At 46.2% G+C, this 18,939-nt stretch carries 18 protein-coding genes; 8 read left to right on the plus strand and 10 right to left on the minus strand.

Annotation, left to right across the window (positions count from 1 at the left end; genetic code table 11):
• Positions 1–58: 58 nt before the first annotated feature.
• From HUU58_07980 to HUU58_07995, 4 genes are all read left to right on the plus strand, one after another.
• Positions 59–1,639 (plus strand): GMC family oxidoreductase, encoded by a 1,581-nt coding sequence (locus HUU58_07980; protein NUN45608.1) that lies wholly within the window; start codon positions 59–61, stop codon positions 1,637–1,639.
• Positions 1,640–1,672: 33 nt separating this feature from the next.
• The gene (locus tag HUU58_07985) at positions 1,673–2,047 is read left to right on the plus strand and encodes a hypothetical protein (GenBank protein NUN45609.1); all 375 of its coding nucleotides are present in this window, start codon (positions 1,673–1,675) and stop codon (positions 2,045–2,047) included.
• A 20-nt stretch (positions 2,048–2,067) separates the two neighbouring features.
• Entirely contained in the window at positions 2,068–2,475 is a 408-nt protein-coding gene (locus tag HUU58_07990) for a hypothetical protein (protein ID NUN45610.1), read from the plus strand.
• A 93-nt stretch (positions 2,476–2,568) separates the two neighbouring features.
• The gene (locus HUU58_07995; protein ID NUN45611.1) at positions 2,569–2,736 is read left to right on the plus strand and encodes a hypothetical protein; all 168 of its coding nucleotides are present in this window, start codon (positions 2,569–2,571) and stop codon (positions 2,734–2,736) included.
• A 67-nt stretch (positions 2,737–2,803) separates the two neighbouring features.
• Here the strand turns inward: HUU58_07995 and HUU58_08000 are convergent, their stop codons facing one another.
• Positions 2,804–6,103, minus strand: coding sequence for a hypothetical protein (locus HUU58_08000; GenBank protein ID NUN45612.1), 3,300 nt, complete (start codon positions 6,101–6,103; stop codon positions 2,804–2,806).
• A gap of 168 nt (positions 6,104–6,271) precedes the next feature.
• Between HUU58_08000 and HUU58_08005 the strand changes: the two genes are divergently transcribed.
• Both HUU58_08005 and HUU58_08010 read left to right on the plus strand, forming a co-directional pair.
• Positions 6,272–7,567 (plus strand): TIGR04013 family B12-binding domain/radical SAM domain-containing protein, encoded by a 1,296-nt coding sequence (locus HUU58_08005; protein NUN45613.1) that lies wholly within the window; start codon positions 6,272–6,274, stop codon positions 7,565–7,567.
• A 68-nt stretch (positions 7,568–7,635) separates the two neighbouring features.
• Positions 7,636–8,367: a c-type cytochrome gene (locus tag HUU58_08010; protein ID NUN45614.1), complete on the plus strand. Its 732-nt coding sequence runs from the start codon at positions 7,636–7,638 to the stop codon at positions 8,365–8,367.
• Positions 8,368–8,545: 178 nt separating this feature from the next.
• Here the strand turns inward: HUU58_08010 and HUU58_08015 are convergent, their stop codons facing one another.
• The 8 genes from HUU58_08015 to HUU58_08050 all read right to left on the minus strand — a co-directional run bounded on the left by HUU58_08015 (position 8,546) and on the right by HUU58_08050 (position 16,168).
• Positions 8,546–9,649, minus strand: coding sequence for a cyclic nucleotide-binding domain-containing protein (locus HUU58_08015; protein NUN45615.1), 1,104 nt, complete (start codon positions 9,647–9,649; stop codon positions 8,546–8,548).
• 264 nt (positions 9,650–9,913) lie between these two features.
• Entirely contained in the window at positions 9,914–10,945 is a 1,032-nt protein-coding gene (locus tag HUU58_08020) for a dipeptide epimerase (protein ID NUN45616.1), read from the minus strand.
• Between the two features lie 5 nt (positions 10,946–10,950).
• Positions 10,951–11,616 carry a site-2 protease family protein gene (locus tag HUU58_08025; GenBank protein ID NUN45617.1) on the minus strand — a complete coding sequence of 222 codons (666 nt, stop codon included), beginning with the start codon at positions 11,614–11,616 and terminating at the stop codon, positions 10,951–10,953.
• Between the two features lie 30 nt (positions 11,617–11,646).
• A complete protein-coding gene (gene rsmI, locus HUU58_08030) occupies positions 11,647–12,363 on the minus strand; it encodes a 16S rRNA (cytidine(1402)-2'-O)-methyltransferase (protein NUN45618.1) in 717 nt (238 codons plus the stop codon).
• The gene (gene rnpA / locus HUU58_08035) at positions 12,360–12,683 is read right to left on the minus strand and encodes a ribonuclease P protein component (GenBank protein ID NUN45619.1); all 324 of its coding nucleotides are present in this window, start codon (positions 12,681–12,683) and stop codon (positions 12,360–12,362) included. The genes rsmI and rnpA overlap by 4 nt, the downstream gene beginning before the upstream one ends.
• 123 nt (positions 12,684–12,806) lie before the next feature.
• The gene (locus HUU58_08040) at positions 12,807–13,898 is read right to left on the minus strand and encodes a response regulator (protein ID NUN45620.1); all 1,092 of its coding nucleotides are present in this window, start codon (positions 13,896–13,898) and stop codon (positions 12,807–12,809) included.
• A gap of 14 nt (positions 13,899–13,912) precedes the next feature.
• The gene (locus tag HUU58_08045; protein ID NUN45621.1) at positions 13,913–15,715 is read right to left on the minus strand and encodes an N-acetylmuramoyl-L-alanine amidase; all 1,803 of its coding nucleotides are present in this window, start codon (positions 15,713–15,715) and stop codon (positions 13,913–13,915) included.
• A gap of 21 nt (positions 15,716–15,736) precedes the next feature.
• Complete coding sequence (locus tag HUU58_08050) at positions 15,737–16,168, minus strand: tetratricopeptide repeat protein (GenBank protein ID NUN45622.1); 432 nt, start codon at positions 16,166–16,168, stop codon at positions 15,737–15,739.
• Between the two features lie 252 nt (positions 16,169–16,420).
• Between HUU58_08050 and HUU58_08055 the strand changes: the two genes are divergently transcribed.
• On the plus strand, positions 16,421–17,113 hold the full coding sequence (locus HUU58_08055; GenBank protein ID NUN45623.1) for a type II restriction endonuclease: 693 nt from the start codon (positions 16,421–16,423) through the stop codon (positions 17,111–17,113).
• Complete coding sequence (locus HUU58_08060; protein NUN45624.1) at positions 17,106–18,050, plus strand: Dam family site-specific DNA-(adenine-N6)-methyltransferase; 945 nt, start codon at positions 17,106–17,108, stop codon at positions 18,048–18,050. Before HUU58_08055 ends, HUU58_08060 begins: the two co-directional genes overlap by 8 nt.
• Before the next feature lie 18 nt (positions 18,051–18,068).
• Here HUU58_08060 and HUU58_08065 read toward each other — a convergent pair whose 3' ends face one another.
• Positions 18,069–18,887 (minus strand): hypothetical protein, encoded by an 819-nt coding sequence (locus tag HUU58_08065; GenBank protein NUN45625.1) that lies wholly within the window; start codon positions 18,885–18,887, stop codon positions 18,069–18,071.
• Positions 18,888–18,939 lie beyond the last annotated feature (52 nt).

Below are 18,939 nucleotides of genomic sequence, written 5' to 3' on the forward strand. Positions count from 1 at the left end.
CACGTTGAATAACTTCGTCATACTATGACTTGCACGGAATTACACCGGATACAATGATATGCGTCACGATGTAGATTTTGTCATTATCGGAAGCGGGTTTGGCGGCTCGGTGTCTGCGTTACGTCTGGCCGAAAAAGGATACAATGTACTTGTAATCGAAAAGGGAAAACACCTTCGCGCAAGCGACTTTCCTATGACCAACTGGAATGTGCGACGGTGGATGTGGATTCCACTACTGCGATGTTTTGGATTATTCAAACTGACTTTTTTTCGCCACGTCACCGTACTTTCCGGTGTCGGTGTAGGCGGCGGTTCGCTGGTATATGCCAATACTCTTCCGGTGCCCAAAGAAAATTTTTTTACTTCGCCTTCCTGGTCTCATCTTGCCGATTGGAAAGAAGAATTAAAACCGTTTTATCCGCTGGCGCTTCGCATGCTCGGTGCTACACGCAACACACGCATGGACGCGGGTGACTTTGCGCTTCAGCGGATGGCTAAGAAGCTGGATAAAGCCGATCATTTCGAATTAACGCAAGTAGCCGTTTTTTTTGGCGAACCTGACAAAACCGTGCCGGACCCTTATTTTGACGGAAAAGGCCCGGAACGCACAGGCTGCAACTATTGCGGCGGATGTATGCTCGGATGCCGCTTCAACGCTAAAAATACATTAGATAAAAATTATTTGCATCTCGCTCAGAATCTCGGCGTGAAGATCCAAGCAGAAACGGAAGCGATTGCGGTCACTCCTCTGAACGATAACAACGGCAACGAGGGTTATCGCATCACGATACGTTCTTCGACCCGGTGGTTTTCTAAACAAAAGAACGTAACCACAAAAGGTGTCATTTTCGCCGGTGGCGTTATGGGCACGGTACCTTTATTACTTAAATTGAAAAAAGAACACTTACCGCGCTTGTCGGATCGCATCGGATGCCAGGCTCGCACCAATTCTGAAAGCTTACTTGGAGTAACGACGTTTGATAAAAACACCAATTTTTCCACGGGCATAGCTATCAGTTCCATTTTGCATACGGATGAGCACAGCCATATCGAACCGGTACGGTACCCGGCGGGTTCCGGTGCATGGAGAATACTTGGGTCACCCATGACCACCGGAAAAAACTGGGTTACACGTTTATCGAAAGCCTTGTGGGATATACTTCGCCATCCCATACGCAATGCGCGGATATATTTCGTTTCAGATTGGGCACGTCGCACGCAGATCCTTCTTTTTATGCAGACGATCAATAGCACATTGCGCTTTTCTCTCGGATCATGGGGTATGAAATCCGCGATGGAACAAGGCACCGCGCCGACCGTATTCATGCCGGAAGCGCAATCACTGGCGAAACAATTTGCCGAAGAAACCAACGGTAAACCGGTCGCACTGCTGACGGAAACATTGCTCGGCATTCCGACCACAGCACATATTTTAGGCGGATGCGTCATGGGACGTGATGCATCCGAAGGCGTTATTGACAAAGATCATCGTGTTTTTGGGTATGAAAACATGTACGTGTGCGACGGTTCTGCGATCTCCGCCAATCCCGGTGTCAATCCATCGCTTACGATCACAGCGTTGACCGAACGCGCCATGAGCAAAATCCCGAATGCATCGGAAAAATTAAATTCACTATAAATGCATTTAACAAAATCTAAATGAGGATTTCCTATGAAATGGATCGTGCTGGTCGCAATGATTTTTTCAGCAAATAGTTTTGCTCAGGAAAACAAACCCAAGTACGAAATGCGTGAGTATTTTTTTGTGATGCTCAAAAAAGGTCCTAATCGTAGTCAAGATTCAGTGACGGCTATGAAATTGCAGGAAGGTCACATGGGTAATATTACGCGCATGGCCGACGAAGGCAAACTCGCCATTGCAGGACCGTTCGGTGATAACGGAGACTGGCGCGGCATTCTCATTCTGACCGTCAAAACGATGGAAGAAGCTAAAACCGAAGTGGAGAAAGACCCCGCCGTACAGGCCGGACGATTGATATATGAAATCCATCCGTGGTGGAGCGCACGCGGCTCTAAGCTACCGTAATATGAAGGGGAATTCTAAAAATGGCTGATACAAGCTCAACATGGAAAAAATTGGCGGCGGAGTGGTTTACAATTTTCATCAGCATTACCGCCGCCTTTGCACTGGATCGGTGGAATGATGCGCGCAAAGAAAATGAATTGGAAATCAAAAGCGTGCACGCATTAATACAAGAAGTGCAAGCCGATACTCTCAGCTTATCAGATGCGTTACGCCGAAATAAAAAGAATATGGAAGCGCTGCTTCGCTTTGATCTGCTGATTCAGCAAAACAGAGTACCTGCAGACTCGTCGGTACTTTATGCGATACGCATGCTCAATATTTCTAATTTTGCATCCTCTAAAACAACGTATGATATGCTCAAGTCTTCCGGAGGACTATCCGTTATTCGTGATTTTGAAGTGCGTCAAGCATTAATTGCAACGTACTGACAGTTCGAATACCGGTCTCTGGTAGAAAATATGGGGCAAAACTTCATACAAACATTTGCCGTACCGATCTTATTCCGTTCCGTAGACTTTAGTATGCTGCGTACAGAAAATCAGGAATTCTACAAAACAACCGAATTTCGCAATACTTTGATCGGCAGCATACGCCAGATGCAACAAAAAATAGCTTATTACGATAACTGTTTAACTTCAGCGCGGGAACTTCATCAACGCTTGATTCATTACGAAAAGACCATACAGTAAAAAATGGCATATGGCGTACGTATAGCAAACTAAAATAAAATTTTTGGTAATAATTCAGATCGGAAGTCTATTCGGCTTTAACGGGAAGTTCGATGATGATTTCGGTTTCTTCGCGTTGATCCGGATTGAGGTATATCCTTCCCTTGTGACGTTCGATGATTCCATAACAAACCGTGAGCCCTAAACCCATTCCTTTGCCCACCGTACGTGTCGTGAAAAACGGATCGAAAATTTTAGACCGATGCTCCTCCGCTATCCCCTCTCCATCGTCGCGAATGCGTATGCGAATTGCTTCTTTAGCATGAAGCCGGCATGACTCCGTGCGAATACGAATATGACCGGACCGCGTAACACCTTTGCGCCACTGCCCCTCAATCGCTTGTACGGCATTTATCAATACATTCATAAACACCTGATTGATTTCTCCACTCAATCCGTGCACTTTGGGAATGTCATTAAAATCTTTATAGTATTCGATGGGCAGTTGGTTCTGCGCTTGCAGAAGTTTGATGGTCGCCTCAAGCCCTTCATGCACATCCACGGATTCATCTTCCGATGATTCGACGCTGGCAAAATGTTTAAGACTGATTACGATATTACGAATACGATCTGCGCCGTGTTTAAACTGATCTATCAAGGTAACGGTTTCATCCACCGCTTCATCCAGGGAAGCATAACCGGCATCCGTTAAAATCTTGAGCATATTTTGATTTTGTTCCGCTGTTCCACCCTGTTCGATCAGCTTAAGTAGTTGGCGAAACGTCGCTTGATGGGCATGTAAAAAATGAAGATTGCCGTAAATGAAGGTCAGCGGATTATTAACCTCATGCGCAATACCGCCCACCATGCGACCGAGGGCCGCCATTTTTTCAGAGTGAACTAATTGCGCCTGCGATTCTTTTAATTCCGTCGTACGTTGAGTTATTATTTTTTGCAATTCGCGTTGTCTTGCGGTCAAAACACGTACACGCCAGTGATACAATCCCCATGCGCATACGGCGGCCAGCACGGCGCACAATGCATAAAACCACAGTGTCTGATAAAAAAAAGCTTGGACATGGATACGAATCGCCGCCGGCTTGGAAGACCAGTTACCCATAGCCGACGCCGCTTTGACCTCGAACGCATAGGAACCCGGAGGCACATTGGTGTAATACGCCACGCGACGTGATCCGGCCAGATGCCAATTTTCATCCAACCCATCCAAACGATATTGAAAACGGATTTTACTGGCTTCAGCAAAATCCAAGGCCGTATAGTGCAACTCAACATGTTGCGTACCCGGCGGTAAATCAATAGACGAGGCGTCAGCGGGAATCCAATACTGTTTTTGATCGGCGATGATATATTCGGCTATCGGAATTAAAACCTGCGCATTTTCGGTCAACGATTCCGTTTTGATGCTGCTCAGGCCGCCGGCCGTCGCAAACCACATCGTACCATCCGAGCCGATAATGCCCGGTGATTGCGACGCACCGTTGCACTGTATGGTTTTGAGGCCGTCCTCAATACCGTAGTATGAACTGTGAACCGTGGGGATTTCTCCTCGAATAAAGGCGGCTACCTGATCTTTGCATATCATAAAAACGCCGCGATTGGAGCTCATCCACAGATCGCATGGTGATTTGAATAGGATCGTAAAAATTTTATCGGAGTGTAATCCCTCATTCACCGTTAAAATGGTCAATTCACTCGATTTATTTTGTGACGGAATTTTTGTGTTTTTGATCAGCCATGATTTATTGACCCGCACCAATCCGCCGTCCGTACCAACCCATAAAACAGAATCCCCCTCGAGAAACATCGCCAATATATTCGATGAAAAAGCGCCGCTATGCCATGTTTGAATACGGCCTTCGCTGATACGGTTGAGACCGGAAATCGTACCGACCCAGACACTGCCGTCCGCATCCGGCAAGATCGTATATACGTGATCGTTGGATAAACCGTCGCGTGAAGTGAATTTTCGGAAGAGCATATTGTGCGGCTGTGCATGTTTCAAGTCCGGAGCTAAAGCCATAGATATTCCGCCGGATGTGCCTACCCAAAGATTACCGTACACATCTCTTGCAATCGCTCGGATGACATTACTTCCCAAACCGTGACTCTCTGTATATACTTGCGTTTGTTCACCGGAGCGACGATTGAGTCCGCCACCGTACGTTCCGACCCACAATTGATCGGGCTCGGAAAAAAGCGACAAAATGGAAATATTCGAAAGCCCGTCTTTCGGCGTAAACGTGCGCCATACCGGCTTGCCCTGCGCCCACTGCATGCGTGTCAATCCGCCGCGCGAACCAAACCACAGATCATTATTTCGATCCATAGCAACAGCGCGAATGTAATCATCGGGCAAGCCGTCTTGAGTAGTATAGGTTGTGAATGGACCGTTCATCAGACGATGCAATCCACCATTGGTACCGATCCAGATATGCCCGTCGCGATCAACGAATAAACTCCAGACCGATTGATTGGTAAACGCTTCATCTACCGTATAGGATTGCGGCAAACCTTCGCTGTTGATTTGAATGAATGCGATACGTTTTAATCCGCTTCCGCTGGTACCGATCCAAACCGAGCCGTCGGGATCGGAACGAATCGCATACACCGCACCGACAGTCAGCGCACCACGTAAGGTGATAGAAGACCATGCGCCATGCCGATACGTGTAGACGCCGGAACCATTGGTACCGATCAGCATATAGCCCGAAGGGCTTTCCGTGATAGCTTGAATACTCGTCAACGAGGAACCGTTCGGATCGGAGTGCCGCGTAACGGTATAACCCGATATATCGGAAAAACGACTGCCCGGTATACTGAATAATCCGCCGTTGGTGCCAATCCACAACATACCGCTTTTCGTCACACACAAAGCGTTAACCGTGAGCTGGGTAAGGCCTTGATCGGTAGAAATCACTTTGATCTCTCCCTTGTAATACGCCGCCAAACCGCCACCCGCCGTGCCGATCCATAAGGTGCCGTCTTCTCCTTCGGCTATAGCCGTCACGATACGATGCGGGAGCCCGGAATTGATATCTATCGTCGTAAAAAGTCCGCGATGCAAACGGGTCAAACCCCCGCCATTGGTACCGATCCACAATGTACTATCACGCGTATACAACAAAGATAAAATACCGTTATTCAAAAGCTGAGGCGTATTACGACGATCAAATACTGTAAAATGTACACCGTCGAATCGTACTAAGCCTTCATAAGTCCCGAAGAAAATATAGCCTTCGTGCGATTGAGCAATAGCGTGAATTGTGTTTTGAGGAAGACCAGTCTCCGTGGTCCACGAAGACTGAACATATTGCGACAGCGTCCGTTGCGGATCAAGTGCCAACCCGTGCGCAGTTGGCCTCAGCACAAAGATTATGAATAATGAGACGACAAATCGTAGCATAATTTTATATAAAGAAATTAGAACCCGCGATGTGAAAACCTTCAACAATATTAATATTTTGACTAAATAAAACAATAGGCCGGTATAGTTTTTAACATTGTTTGTCGTCAAAAAATTTATGAATATCATTTTATGCAACCGCTCACGCTTCTTATATATTACAAAGGTGTCAATACGTACGCGCTGAATACTCTCATCGGAGCCGTACAGCATGGCATTAAAGATCCGCGTCTGCATATCGCATTAGCTTTTCGACGCGACGAACTTTATCTCAAAGCCTTATCGGCACATAATCAAGGTCACCGCGTCGTCGTAGGTTGGTCTTTTTATTCTACGCATAGTACCGGCGTACAAGAAGACCTCCATTGGTTTCGAGAACAGCCGCATACATCCGACATAACACACCTCGCGGGAGGCGTGCATGCCAGTTCCGAACCGCACGCCACGCTCCGTATGGGATTTGATTGGGTCGCGATGGGCGAGGGTGAAATTATCATCGTCGAATTGCTGCGGCGTTTATTAAATGGGGATGATGTCTACACCACACCCGGATTGGCTTTTATCCACGGAGAAACATGGAAACGTAATCCGCCGCCGCCGTTGATACAACTCGATGATTTCCCGCCGTTTGCAGACCGATGGGTACGTGTCAATCCTATTGAGATAACACGCGGTTGCATTTATGCTTGTAGTTTTTGTCAGACCCCTTTTATGATGAAAGCGCGCTTTCGTCATCGTTCCGTCGCTTCGGTAATGCGTTATGTTCAGGTTATGAAAGAAAACGGCGCGTGGGACATTCGGTTTATTACACCGACATCCTTGTCCTACGGTTCCGATGACGCATCGGTCAAACCAGAGGCTATCGAGGCGTTGCTGAAAGGCGTGCGACAGGTTCTGGGTGATCGCGGGCGTATTTATTTTGGAACGTTTCCTTCGGAGGTGCGGCCGGAACACGTGACACCGGATATTCTCCGGGTGTTAAAAAAATATGTACACAATGATAATCTGCTCATGGGCGCTCAATCCGGTTCACAAAATATGCTCGACCGCATGCATCGCGGGCACGACGTCGCCTGCATCGAACAGGCGGTACGTTATTCCGTCGAAGCCGGTTTTTTACCCAATGTGGATTTTATTTTCGGATTCCCTGACGAAACAGAAGAGGATATCACGGCTTCGCTGCAATTGGCGGAACGATTAACCGATATGGGTGCTCGAATTCACGGGCATACGTTTATGCCGCTGCCCGGCACACCGCTTCGATCATCCCCGCCAGGCCATCTTTCGGAACGCATAATCGAAAAATTACATAAATTCGTTTCAGCCGGAAAAATGTACGGCCAGTGGATTGCGCAACGTAACATGGCGTCAGAATTGTCTAAAAAAAGCTCCAGAAAAGAAACCGTCCGTGCAACCTGCAGTTCCTAATTGCGTATTAGGAACTGATTACACCTATTATACCTTTATACCCTACCACTTAACTTCAGGAGCCTCCTATGCGTAGTCTCTTAATGATTGCTTTTTTATCTGTCGCATCGTATGCCCAAGCACAAAATTGGCAATGGCCGGACTCATCAAAAAACCTGCAGGTTCTTCCGCCAAATACACGTGGCGCCGAATTAAGAAAAACTATGTCTGAATTTATCAATGGGCTTGGTGTTCGTTGCGTGTATTGCCATGTCGGTGAAGATAACAAATCGCTCTCGACATTTGATTTTGTCTCCGATGCCAAAGAAACTAAAAATACGGCTCGGAAAATGATGACGATGGTCAAAGTCATCAACGAAACGTATATCGCCCATGCGAATGAAAACAAGTCCAAACCGCTCGATGTCACGTGCGTCACATGCCATCGCGGCGCACCGCTGCCGGAACGCATTGAAGATATACTCGCTTCGACGTATGCGACATCAGGCATTGATTCGGTCAAAAACCAATACCGCTCACTGCGCGGCGCATATTATGGAAGTTTTACGTATGATTTCAGAGAAGGTGTATTGCTGCGCACGGCATCACGCATCAAAAAAGCAACCGACCCTTCCGATGCCATCGCTTTGGTGGAACTCAATAATGAGCATTTTCCCAACTCTGTACGAACGCTTATAACGCTCGCCACACTTCATCAAGAAGCCAAACACATTGATGTGGCAAAATCCTACGCTAAAAAAGTTTTGGAAATTGAACCCGGAAACGAAGCCGCTAAAAAATTAATAGAGAGCCTGAAGTGATAACAAATACGACGCCTAAAAAATTTGCATAAAAAAAGAAGCTGTATCTGGCATTCGACTCAGTCGTGTCTGTTGATACGCGTTTCCGTTATTGTAGCTATAACAGAATGTATTCAACGGCACGAAATGATCTCAAACAACGGCCGGATACAGCTTCTTAATTTTTACGCCTTATGAACTAAGGCAGCATTTTTTCAATGGTATTGGCGATATGCGAAACGTCTTGCGCATCCACCACGGCCGAATTAGACACGCTTTTTAATTGGTTCACAACAGCTGAGTCTGTACTCGAATCCGTAATGAAGATAAACGGAATATCCAAATAATTAGCCGTCTCGCGGATCTGCATACAAAAATCATATCCTGAGATTTCATCATACTTAAAATCTGAAATAATCACATTAGGTTTGACGGTTCGCAACGCACCGATCCCGTCGGTGATGCCGTCCGCTGTTTTGACCGTGTGACCAAGACTGCTTAGATTTTTTTCAAGAACTTTGCGAACCACCATACTGTGATTGATCACGAGTATTGAACCGGTTTTTTTGCTTTCTTGTTTGGGCGCTTCCGTTGAACCGCCGGAGCTCAGTCCGTCCAACGCAATCAAACGCGGCTTGACGACGAATGTACCGTCTTCCCAACCCATCAGCGTATCCATCGCTTCGTCTTCACCCAGTGTGCCAAACTTAATCGTTTGCAAAACACCTTTTTCAAATTCGATCACGGCCGTTTGACCCGCATTGGATACTTCGAGTGCACCGGTAAGCGAATTGGCTTCGCAAAAAGCCAGGACTTCGGTGATATGTTTATCACGCAGGCTGCCGGATGGCCCCGCGGGTGCTTGCGATTTAAGTTCTTTGGCTTTTTCGGAAACCACGGCGTTCGTCTCGCGGAGACGCTGGCTCATGATTTTGCTCATGGCAATGGAGATCGAAGGATACTTTTCTAAAATGATATCAAAGTCATCCTTGTCCAAAATAAATGTTTCCGTATCATCAGCCGCCGATACGGTAGCCGAACGCGGTTCACCGGTGAGCAATGCCATTTCACCAAAATAATTGCCTTGCCCGATCTGTGCTAAAACTTCGCCGTTCGCTGCGCTGACAGCGACTTTACCGCTCAAAACGATCCACATTTTATCACCGGGATCACCGATTTTACAAATGGGAGTACCGTTTTTGTATTGTTTGAACTTGAGCTTTTCAGTTATAAAATCAATGCTATCGCGACCTAGCGAGCGAAAGAAAGGTACTTGTTTGAGAATCTCGCCTATTTGTATCATTCCATAAACTCCGAAGAAGAATCACAAAAAAAATTCTGATAAACGCGTGAAAGTAACATTTTTGCTATTGTATAGCAAGATTTTTTAAAATCAGCCAAAGCGAAAGTATAATAAGTACTACCCATAGCCATCGAAAAATCGAGGGTTTGCGGGTATCATTACGTCGAAACCGGATGGATTTACGAGACGTCGGTTCCGCTTCCGGTTTATACCGGCGCGGGGTGTATGAAAAATGACGATGCTTGGGTAATCGCGGTAACACGGTTAATGAATACCTTGTTCTGTGACGCCGATCCCATCGCTTTCCGGTAAAATAAGTTGACCCTGATGATTGATCGTTACACCACGAAAAGGATCGTCGCGAATCAAAAGATGGCCGTCCAGATCGGCTTCGTCCGTCAGCGGCGTCAGATGCGCCGCGGCCGTCATGGCTAGCGAAGTGCTGACCATACAGCCGATCATTATTTTCATATCCAAAGCGCGCGCCGTTTGTATCATACGTAAAGCTTCCCACATTCCGCCGCACTTGTCCAATTTGAGATTGATCCCGTGAAATGCGTGATGCAATCCCGGAATATCCCGCGACGTCATGACGTTTTCATCAGCAATCAGAGGTAATGGTGAACGCGCTTTGAGCCATACCATATCCTCTAACGATTCTTTCGGCAGAGGTTGCTCGATGTACTCTACGTTTTGGGTGGCAAGCCAGGTTATTTTTTTGATGGCTTCGTCACGTTGCCAGCCTTCGTTGGCATCTACACGAATGGTTTTATCGGTACAGCGTCGAATGGTCTGCATGATGGTATAATCTTCATCGCCGTTCCCCAGTTTTATTTTCAAAACAGGGTACGCCTCCGCTTCTTTGACTTTTTCGGTCAACACATCGGGTTCATCCATACCGATGGTAAATGATGTGCGGCACGTCTTATGAGGATTTAATCCCCAAAGCCGGTACAGCGGCATTTGACAGGATCGTGCCAGCCAATCGTAGGCCGCCATGATCACACACGAGCGGGCTGACGGCTGATGCGGATATTTTTGAAGTAGCACCTCGTGCAAAGTCTGAATATCCGCGGGCGAGGATATGTCGCCGATCCATCGTGCGGTGTCCGATAACATCGTCTGAACGGATTCCGGCGGTTCACCATAGTAACGCGATGGCGAAGATTCGCCACGTCCTACGATACCGTCATGCATCAGCGTCGCCGTAAAAACAATTTTTTCCGAATACTGCGAACCCGAAATAATAAACGGATGCCGCAAATGCAACGTACGTGACTCAAACTGAAGTTGCATGCAATCTAACTCGCTAACATCACGATAAACGCGTTGAGCATCTCAAGTAAATATGCAAAAAAAGGACCGATCGCCGCATTGATCACGCCAAGGCTCATCATCACGACGAGAATAAATAATCCGATAAAACCCAAACTGCGATACTGCTCACCAAGATGGGGCGGCAACAAACTTGCAACAACGTGCGAACCATCCAACGGCGGAATCGGAACCAAATTAAACAAAGCAAGCAACAAATTGATTTGAATGCTGTATTTAAGAATTGTCAGCGCGAATTCACCGAATTGCAAACTCGACGCGGAATCCGGTGATGCGGCCTTCCATACTAAGGACAACAAAACGATGAAAAGTGCCGATATGAATGCGATGATAAAATTAGATGCGGGTCCGGCCATCGAAACTAAAATATCGTCTCTGCGAAAGTGACGAAAATTGTTAGAATTTACGGGCACGGGTTTGGCCCAACCAAACATCAACCCTGCACTGCTCAATGCCAGTACCAGAGGTACGATGATCGTTCCCCATAAATCAACATGGCTGATCGGATTGAGTGTAATACGCCCTTCGCGATAGGCCGTATCGTCTCCGCACCATTTGGCTACAAGACCGTGCGCACATTCATGTACGACGACGGCTAAAATCAAAACCGGCAGATAAATGAGTTGTTCCAATGACGTAACCTTTCTGTATTTATTTACAACTTAATTTTCTTCGTTTTCTTCTTCCGACATCAACGCTTTTTCGGCGTATTTCTTCCCCGCAATCAGGATGACAAATTCACCGCGCGGTGCATGTTTTTCAAAATGCGCGATTAATTCCGACGGCGTACCGGAAACCGTTTCTTCGAATTTTTTGGTTATCTCGCGCGCTACGACCATAGGGCGTTCGCCGAGATATTCGCGCGCTTCCGACAGCGTTTTCATCACACGAAATGGCGATTCATACAAAACGATCGTACGGTCTTCTTCCGCGAACATTTTCCATCGTGTTTGGCGGCCTTTTTTATGCGGTAAAAAACCTTCGAATACAAATCGATCCGTGGGTAAACCGCTCACCGATATAGCCGCCAAAGCGGCACTGGGCCCGGGCACGGCGGAAACCGGTAAACCCGCTTCCCGCACGGCGCGTACCAGCTTGAATGCCGGATCTGAAATCGTCGGTGTACCTGCATCGGAAACCACGGCCACGGATTTTCCGGACATCAGCAGTTGTAATATCTCCGGTATTCGGCGCAGTTCATTATGTTCAAAAAGACTGACCGTTCGTGCCGTGATACCGTAATGATCAAATAAAATTTTTGACTGACGCGTGTCTTCGCAAGCGATCGTATCGGCTTCTTTGAGCACACGGATCGCTCGCAGTGTGATATCTTCCAGATTGCCGATCGGTGTCGCGACGATGTATAATGTTCCGCTCATAATCTAAATCCTTCCGCGGCACGCAAAACATCCGCTTCCAACTCTTCAAACTTCGCATGGCGAATCGCCGGAAAAGCAATTAATAAAATATGCCATCCGCGAAAATGAAATTTGTTTTTCCTGAAAATTTCACGCAAACGACGTTTATACAGATTGCGTTGCACGGCATTGCCGATACGTTTGCCGCATACAAAAGCAGCCATCAAATCGGATGCCTTCGCGCCTTCTTGCGGTACGATGATCAGTTGCACAAATCGCCCGTTTCTCCGTCGGCCATTCTGAAACATGCGTTCAAACGCATCTTTATGGCGAATGATCATACGCCGCGGCAATCGGCGGTTAATAAAAGCTTCGTCTATCGGATCATTCATAACGGTTACGGGCGGAAATGATGTAGAGGAAATCACAACGCAAACCTTGTTTTTTCGTCACAAGGAATCTATTCATCGTAATGGCAGCTGAACATAAAACGCGGCGCCGCTCGGAAAATTCTTAGGCGGACTTTCAACCCATATTTTTCCGCGATGCGCTTCGGCAACATGTTTACAAAATGTCAGGCCTAAGCCGGTACCGGCTTTGTTATGTTGATCTTTAGCCTGACCAAATTTTTCGAAAATGGTTTTTTTGTACGGTTCCGGAATATTCGTGCCTTGATTGACCACGCCAAAAACAACGTCACCGTTGTCGAGCTGTGTCGCGTCCAGTATGATCGTACTCTTGGATTCGGCAAATTTGATCGCATTGGCCAATAAATTGGTAACCACCCTACCGACTAATATTTTATCCACTTCGCAAAATATCTCATCCCGATCGGATTGTACGCTCAATTGCAATCCTCCGCGCATCAAAAGCGGTTTGGCCCGTCCGGCGATGTCACGCAGCATATCTAAAAGAGAAGTGTCTTCTTTGCGAATCTCCATCTTGTTGGCTTCCAATTTGCCGATATCCAGCAAATTATTGATCAGCAGCAGTGAATCTTCGATATCGGCAGACGCGATGCTGATAAAATCGAGTAACTTCTCTTCGTGAATATTATCGCGCAAAAACTCAAGTGACATTTTGATGGAACTCATCGGTGTACGCAGATCGTGCACGATCATGCTTGTCATGTCTTCTTTGAGCCGTTCCAATTTGGCGATTTCGTCAAATAACGCTTTCGATTGCAATAATGCTTTCATACGCGCGGCGAGAATCACCGCATCAAACGGTTTGGTCAAAAAATCTTCCGCGCCGGCTTCGATACCTTTGACGTTATCTTCGACTTTATCCAAAGCGGTAATCATGATCACCGGGATGTGGCGCGTCCTGTCGTTACTTTTGATTCGACGGCAAACTTCGAAGCCGTCCATTTCCGGCATCATCACATCCAGCAAAATCAGGTCCGGATTTTCAGTGCGAATCAATTCCAGCGCATCTTTACCGTTGGTGGCGACGATGACATTGTGACCCATCGGTTCCAGAAAACTCTGCATCATCATGAGATTGAGTTCGCTGTCATCCACCGCGATAATAGTTTTCCCCGTCTGTTCAGGCATAAAGCACCAAAGGTTTATTTCATAAATTGCCGCAAACCGTCGCGAATTGCTTCCGCGCACGTTTGCTGAAACTTGGGATCGCGGATTTTTTTCTCCTGATCCGGTAACATGATAAATGCGTTTTCCACGAGCACCGCCGGCATGCGGCTGTTGCGCACTACGGCGATATTGCCCTGAAAGACACCGTAGTTTGGTAATTTAACTTTATTTACGAGAGATTCGAGTATTTTTTCTCCCAAGAGCCGGCTGTGCGGATGATAATAAATCACGCTGTGACCGAAGTTTGAACGGAGCGGATTAACACCGTCCGGTAAGGCATTGTGATGAATACTGACGAATAAATCGCAATTATTCGCATCGGCAAACTGCACGCGCTCGTACAACGTCAAACCCTTCGTCGTATCGTCGTGCGTCATCAATACCTCCGCCCCGTCGGCGATGAGCAGTTTTTTCAACCATTGCGCAATTTCGACATTAGCCTGTTTTTCCGTCGTACGGCGCGGCCCGACAGAACCCGGATCTTTGGTATGCCCGGGATCAATACATATGCGCAAACCTTTGAGCGATGTTTGTTTAGGTTTGTGGTAAATACGCCATACCAAATTGCTGTTTTCGTAGCGCACCTCGTAACCCCAGCTCAAAGGAGAATGTAAGCTGACCGTCACACAAAACACGTCGCGTTCCGGCTGCGACCAATGAATCTGCGCGATATCCGGATCCTCCGTTTCAAATCGTATCCAGTCTGTATCCGCTTTGCCGCCGTAGACGAACAGTTTGAACATTACCGGCGAAATTTGTTCGACGCGATACGGAAGTTTTTCCGACATCGTAAGTTTGATCACTGATGTACGTTCATCGCGACGCACACGAATTACGGGTATGGTGCTTGCGGGCACCGGTGTCCCGGGTGCCGCGTAGGTCAATTCATCTTCCGAAACCCAAGCGGAGTGATTTTCGGCAAAACGCAGGCGCCGCCATGACCCGATACTCCCGTCAATCAACACGCGTAATCCACCTTGCAAAAAATAATAAAACGATTGCCCGGGCATCGTACGCGGTTGATGGTAAGGCCCATTTAATTCAGCAACAAGGCGCTCATGTTTGGGCCAAAGATCAATGAAACCCCGCGCGACGGATGTGATCGATTTCTTTTTTTTCTCTACACGAAACGCAACACGAGACCGTTGATACGATATGCCCTCACGAAGACGGTACGTCGCGGAATACATGCCCGGTATCGGTTCCGAACGTGTATCACGATCTTCACCGTATACCGCATTGGGAAAATCATCCATCCTATCCGTTTCGTATTCAGCCATCGGATAAGGACCGTCTATTATTTTTCCGCTCGAATCTATAATAATAAATTCAACCGACGCATGCGGGGTGGCACGGCAGGCGATCGGAATATCATCACCTGTCTGGAGACGGTGCACACGCGACGGCTTAAGTGATAACGAATCAATTTGTGGGCTGTCAGAATCTAATGGTCGTGGTAAAAGTGGAATACGCACACGATGATAGCGTACGATCGTACAATCTTTTGTTTTGATTTCAAAACGCATTTGAAAAACCGAGTCTTTTTGGACATTGGTTATCGGCAAAAATTGAATAAACGCACCGTCTTCATGTGTCGGCGTTGACATGGTATTAATCCGAAGCGACTGGTGTGCGACTTTGACGCACCCAAAAACAAATAAAGAATCATTTGATCCGATCAGAACGCCTTCGCGGGGATACACCACGTCAAGCACTTTGGTCTGAGCATACGCGTACCCGTTTACCCATAGAAATAGCAGGATCACAAATCGTGTCACGTGAATATCCGTTGTTTTGGATTAATTTCTTCGGTCAATGAGAATTTGCAGGCGCGTCACGGCGTCTTTGGCGGATTGATAATTGGGATAGAGATGCAAAGCGCCACGGTATTCGGCGATCGCTTCAAACCAGCGTCCCTGCATTTCAAAAATCCGCCCGAGGTTAAAAAAAGGATAATGTCGGGCTTCGTAACGACGCGCATGTTTGGCTTTTTCAAGCCAAGGGATGGCATCTTCCAATCGTTGGAGCGAGATTAGGTAGGCGCCGATATCGTTATAAGGATTACCAAAGTCGGGATCTACAGTGATGGCGGCTTCGCATTTACTGATCGCTGCCGCATAATCACCGAGGTGACTATACGCCCAGCCCATAAATGTCAACGCTTCTGCCGTCGGATGCAACGCAAGTGAACGCTGATATTCATCTATCGCGTCCTGTAAGCGCCCGGCCATTTGCAATTCGTATGCTTTGCGAAAATGAACGCCGGCTTCGCGCAGAACCGTATTTTCGCCTTTTTGAAATGTTTCGTCGAACACGCCGTTTAAAAATTGAACCTTTTGATTTGCCGGTTAATCTACCACGGCGCGGTACGACATTCAAGGATAGAAATAATAATTATCCTTCTAAATGAAATATTTACTTTTTGCGTTACGTTCTGTAAAATACTTACATATTACAAACGCACGCTATGTCACGGTATTATGATTGATTTCAAAACAGAATTCCAAAAAGAAATTGAAGAACAATTTGCAAATGGACTTGAATGGGAATTGGTCGGCATTCTCACGAAAAATTCAGGCGTTTACACGCTATCATACGATTCTAAAATCTTATCAGGGATTTTTGAGATTCTATGCGAGCCGATCATAATTCGGGTTGCAGAGAAGCACCATTTGGTTGTGGAAAAAGCTAAACAAAACCAATACCCTGAATTCACCTTATTTGATCCCCATCATCCTCATGAAAAAATAGCCGTTGATATCAAATCTACGTATAGACAGTTTACCTCTGAAAAGCTTTTAAAGCCTTTTGGATTTACTTTAGGTTCTTATCGCTCCTACTTAAGATATCCTAACAAAGGAATTCTTTATCCATACGGTGAATATATAAAACATTGGGTTATTGGTTTCTTATATACTCGCAACACACAAAATCGAACAACAGAAATTCGTCAGGTAATCGAAGCTGCTCAGTTGCAACCACCCTATTCTCATATTGAATATTTCGTTCAGGAGAAATATAAAATCGCAGGACGAACACCGGGAAGCGGCAACACTACAAACATCGGATCCATTAAGAGCAATGATATAGATGTGTTTCGTAGTGGATTACAGGGTTTTCGCAGTCATAATGAATTCGAAAATTACTGGAGTAACTACAGAGGTGCTAATGAATAATTTTTTTCCCAGATTTATCGAAGAGGTGAAAGCCCCACCGATCAAATGCCAAGGTATCAAAACAAAATTAATTGCTTTCATCGCACAAAATATCCAATGGAATGGCAACGGACGATGGATCGAACCGTTTCTTGGATCGGGAGCGGTATTATTTAATCTCAAGCCTAACCGTGCTCTGGTATCAGATACTAATAAACACATTATACAGTTTTACAATGATCTGAAATCCGGCAAACTTGATGAAAAAATCGTGCGCGATTATTTGTCGGAAAACGGTGCAATTCTTTCCAAACAAGGGGGTGATTTTTTCTATGAACTGCGTAATCGGTTCAACGAAAGCGGTGGTAGCCTTGAATTTCTTTTTTTAAATCGCTCTTGCTTCAATGGATTGATGAGATTCAATTCTGACGGACGTTACAATGTTCCGTTTGGCCATAAGCCGCAACGATTTAGCAAGGCGTATATAACTAAAATAACTAACCAAGTTGCCTGGGTGCGTAATCTTATTCGTAACAAGGATTGGGAGTTTGTTACCTCGGACTATACCTATGCATTACAGTCTACCACTCTAGAGGATTTCATATATCTTGATCCGCCCTATATAGGACGACACGCCGACTATTACAATACATGGTCTGAAAACAATGCCGTACAAATGGCGGAGCTTATCAAAAGAACGAATGGCGGATATGCAATTTCGATGTGGTATGAAAATCGATATAGAAAAAATAATTATATCAATACGTTTTGGAAAGATGAAATCATTGAATTATTCAATCATTTCTACCACATCGGTTCCTCCGAAGATTTGAGGAATGAAATGGTTGAAGCACTAATAATCAAACGTGGTTATTCTGCAGTCAATAAACCATTAAAGCGAATGGAAATAGAACTCAATTTTGATCTTTCACCACTTCCTGTAATAGCACAAGCTTAGTATTTGAAATAGAAACAGCTAATCCATTTTCCTATCTCTTTTCAAACTTTCAGATAAAGTCGTTGAAATCCACACGGACAATGGTTCAGCCCGTTCCATTTCCGGAGGACGACCGCCGGAACGGCTGCCTCCCGGTCGGCCACCACCACGCGGCCCGCCCAGCCCACCTTCACCCATCGGCGGCATACCGCGCCCGCGTTCCATCTTGCCTGTTTCTAATCCGATGCCGAGGTTCTTTCCCGGCCTTGTATTAATCGCACAGACATTGCGCGGATCATTTTGCAACGGTATTCGCAATTCGTAAAACATGCCATTCGGATTGTGCGTCAGGCGCACTTGCAGTGTAGTTGATTCTTTGGTGCCGATGCGTTGTTTATCATATTTGCCGGGACCGATGATCTCCACCTCTTCGAGCAATCTATCGGACATCTTTTCCAAAGGATTATCCCTCTTTGTATCGCGCTCACCGGGCATGCCCATCATGATCATCGGAGGAATACCAAGATCGGACAAGCCTATCGGAAAATGAATTCCAAAGCGCTTATTTTTTCCTCCCGTCGAATCCAACCATACCGTAAGTCCTGCGGTCATCCATTGCATGGCCATACCGCGGTTAAGCGGTGACAATGCCAAATAAAGATAGTCATCGTCGTTGCGAATACCTATCGCAACACCGGTTTTTTCGATGATCTGCATCTGACCTTCCCAATCATCGTCATGACCATTGATTAATATATTCTGAGTTACGCGTTGACTTTGAACAGTAACGCGCGAGGCGCAGCCGGATATGAGAACCCATACCGACAACATCAAAAGAGAAAATTTAATCAAGCTCATGATCCTCAATCTATTCAATAAGGTAAATTTGCCTTTTAGACGCGATAGTTCC

The sequence above is a fragment of the bacterium genome (genome assembly GCA_013360215.1).
GTDB lineage: Bacteria > CLD3 > CLD3 > SB21 > SB21 > JABWCP01.

Bases quoted from the DNA above. Each gene is read 5' to 3' on its own strand.
- HUU58_07980 (NUN45608.1), top strand. From the start codon at position 59: ATGCGTCACGATGTAGATTTTGTCATTATCGGAAGCGGGTTTGGCGGC.
- HUU58_07985 (NUN45609.1), top strand. From the start codon at position 1,673: ATGAAATGGATCGTGCTGGTCGCAATGATTTTTTCAGCAAATAGTTTT.
- HUU58_07990 (NUN45610.1), top strand. From the start codon at position 2,068: ATGGCTGATACAAGCTCAACATGGAAAAAATTGGCGGCGGAGTGGTTT.
- HUU58_07995 (NUN45611.1), top strand. From the start codon at position 2,569: ATGCTGCGTACAGAAAATCAGGAATTCTACAAAACAACCGAATTTCGC.
- HUU58_08005 (NUN45613.1), top strand. From the start codon at position 6,272: ATGCAACCGCTCACGCTTCTTATATATTACAAAGGTGTCAATACGTAC.
- HUU58_08010 (NUN45614.1), top strand. From the start codon at position 7,636: ATGCGTAGTCTCTTAATGATTGCTTTTTTATCTGTCGCATCGTATGCC.
- HUU58_08015 (NUN45615.1), bottom strand. From the start codon at position 9,649: ATGATACAAATAGGCGAGATTCTCAAACAAGTACCTTTCTTTCGCTCG.
- HUU58_08020 (NUN45616.1), bottom strand. From the start codon at position 10,945: ATGCAACTTCAGTTTGAGTCACGTACGTTGCATTTGCGGCATCCGTTT.
- rsmI (NUN45618.1), bottom strand. From the start codon at position 12,363: ATGAGCGGAACATTATACATCGTCGCGACACCGATCGGCAATCTGGAA.
- rnpA (NUN45619.1), bottom strand. From the start codon at position 12,683: ATGATCATTCGCCATAAAGATGCGTTTGAACGCATGTTTCAGAATGGC.
- HUU58_08040 (NUN45620.1), bottom strand. From the start codon at position 13,898: ATGCCTGAACAGACGGGGAAAACTATTATCGCGGTGGATGACAGCGAA.
- HUU58_08050 (NUN45622.1), bottom strand. From the start codon at position 16,168: ATGGCCGGGCGCTTACAGGACGCGATAGATGAATATCAGCGTTCACTT.
- HUU58_08060 (NUN45624.1), top strand. From the start codon at position 17,106: ATGAATAATTTTTTTCCCAGATTTATCGAAGAGGTGAAAGCCCCACCG.
- HUU58_08065 (NUN45625.1), bottom strand. From the start codon at position 18,887: ATGAGCTTGATTAAATTTTCTCTTTTGATGTTGTCGGTATGGGTTCTC.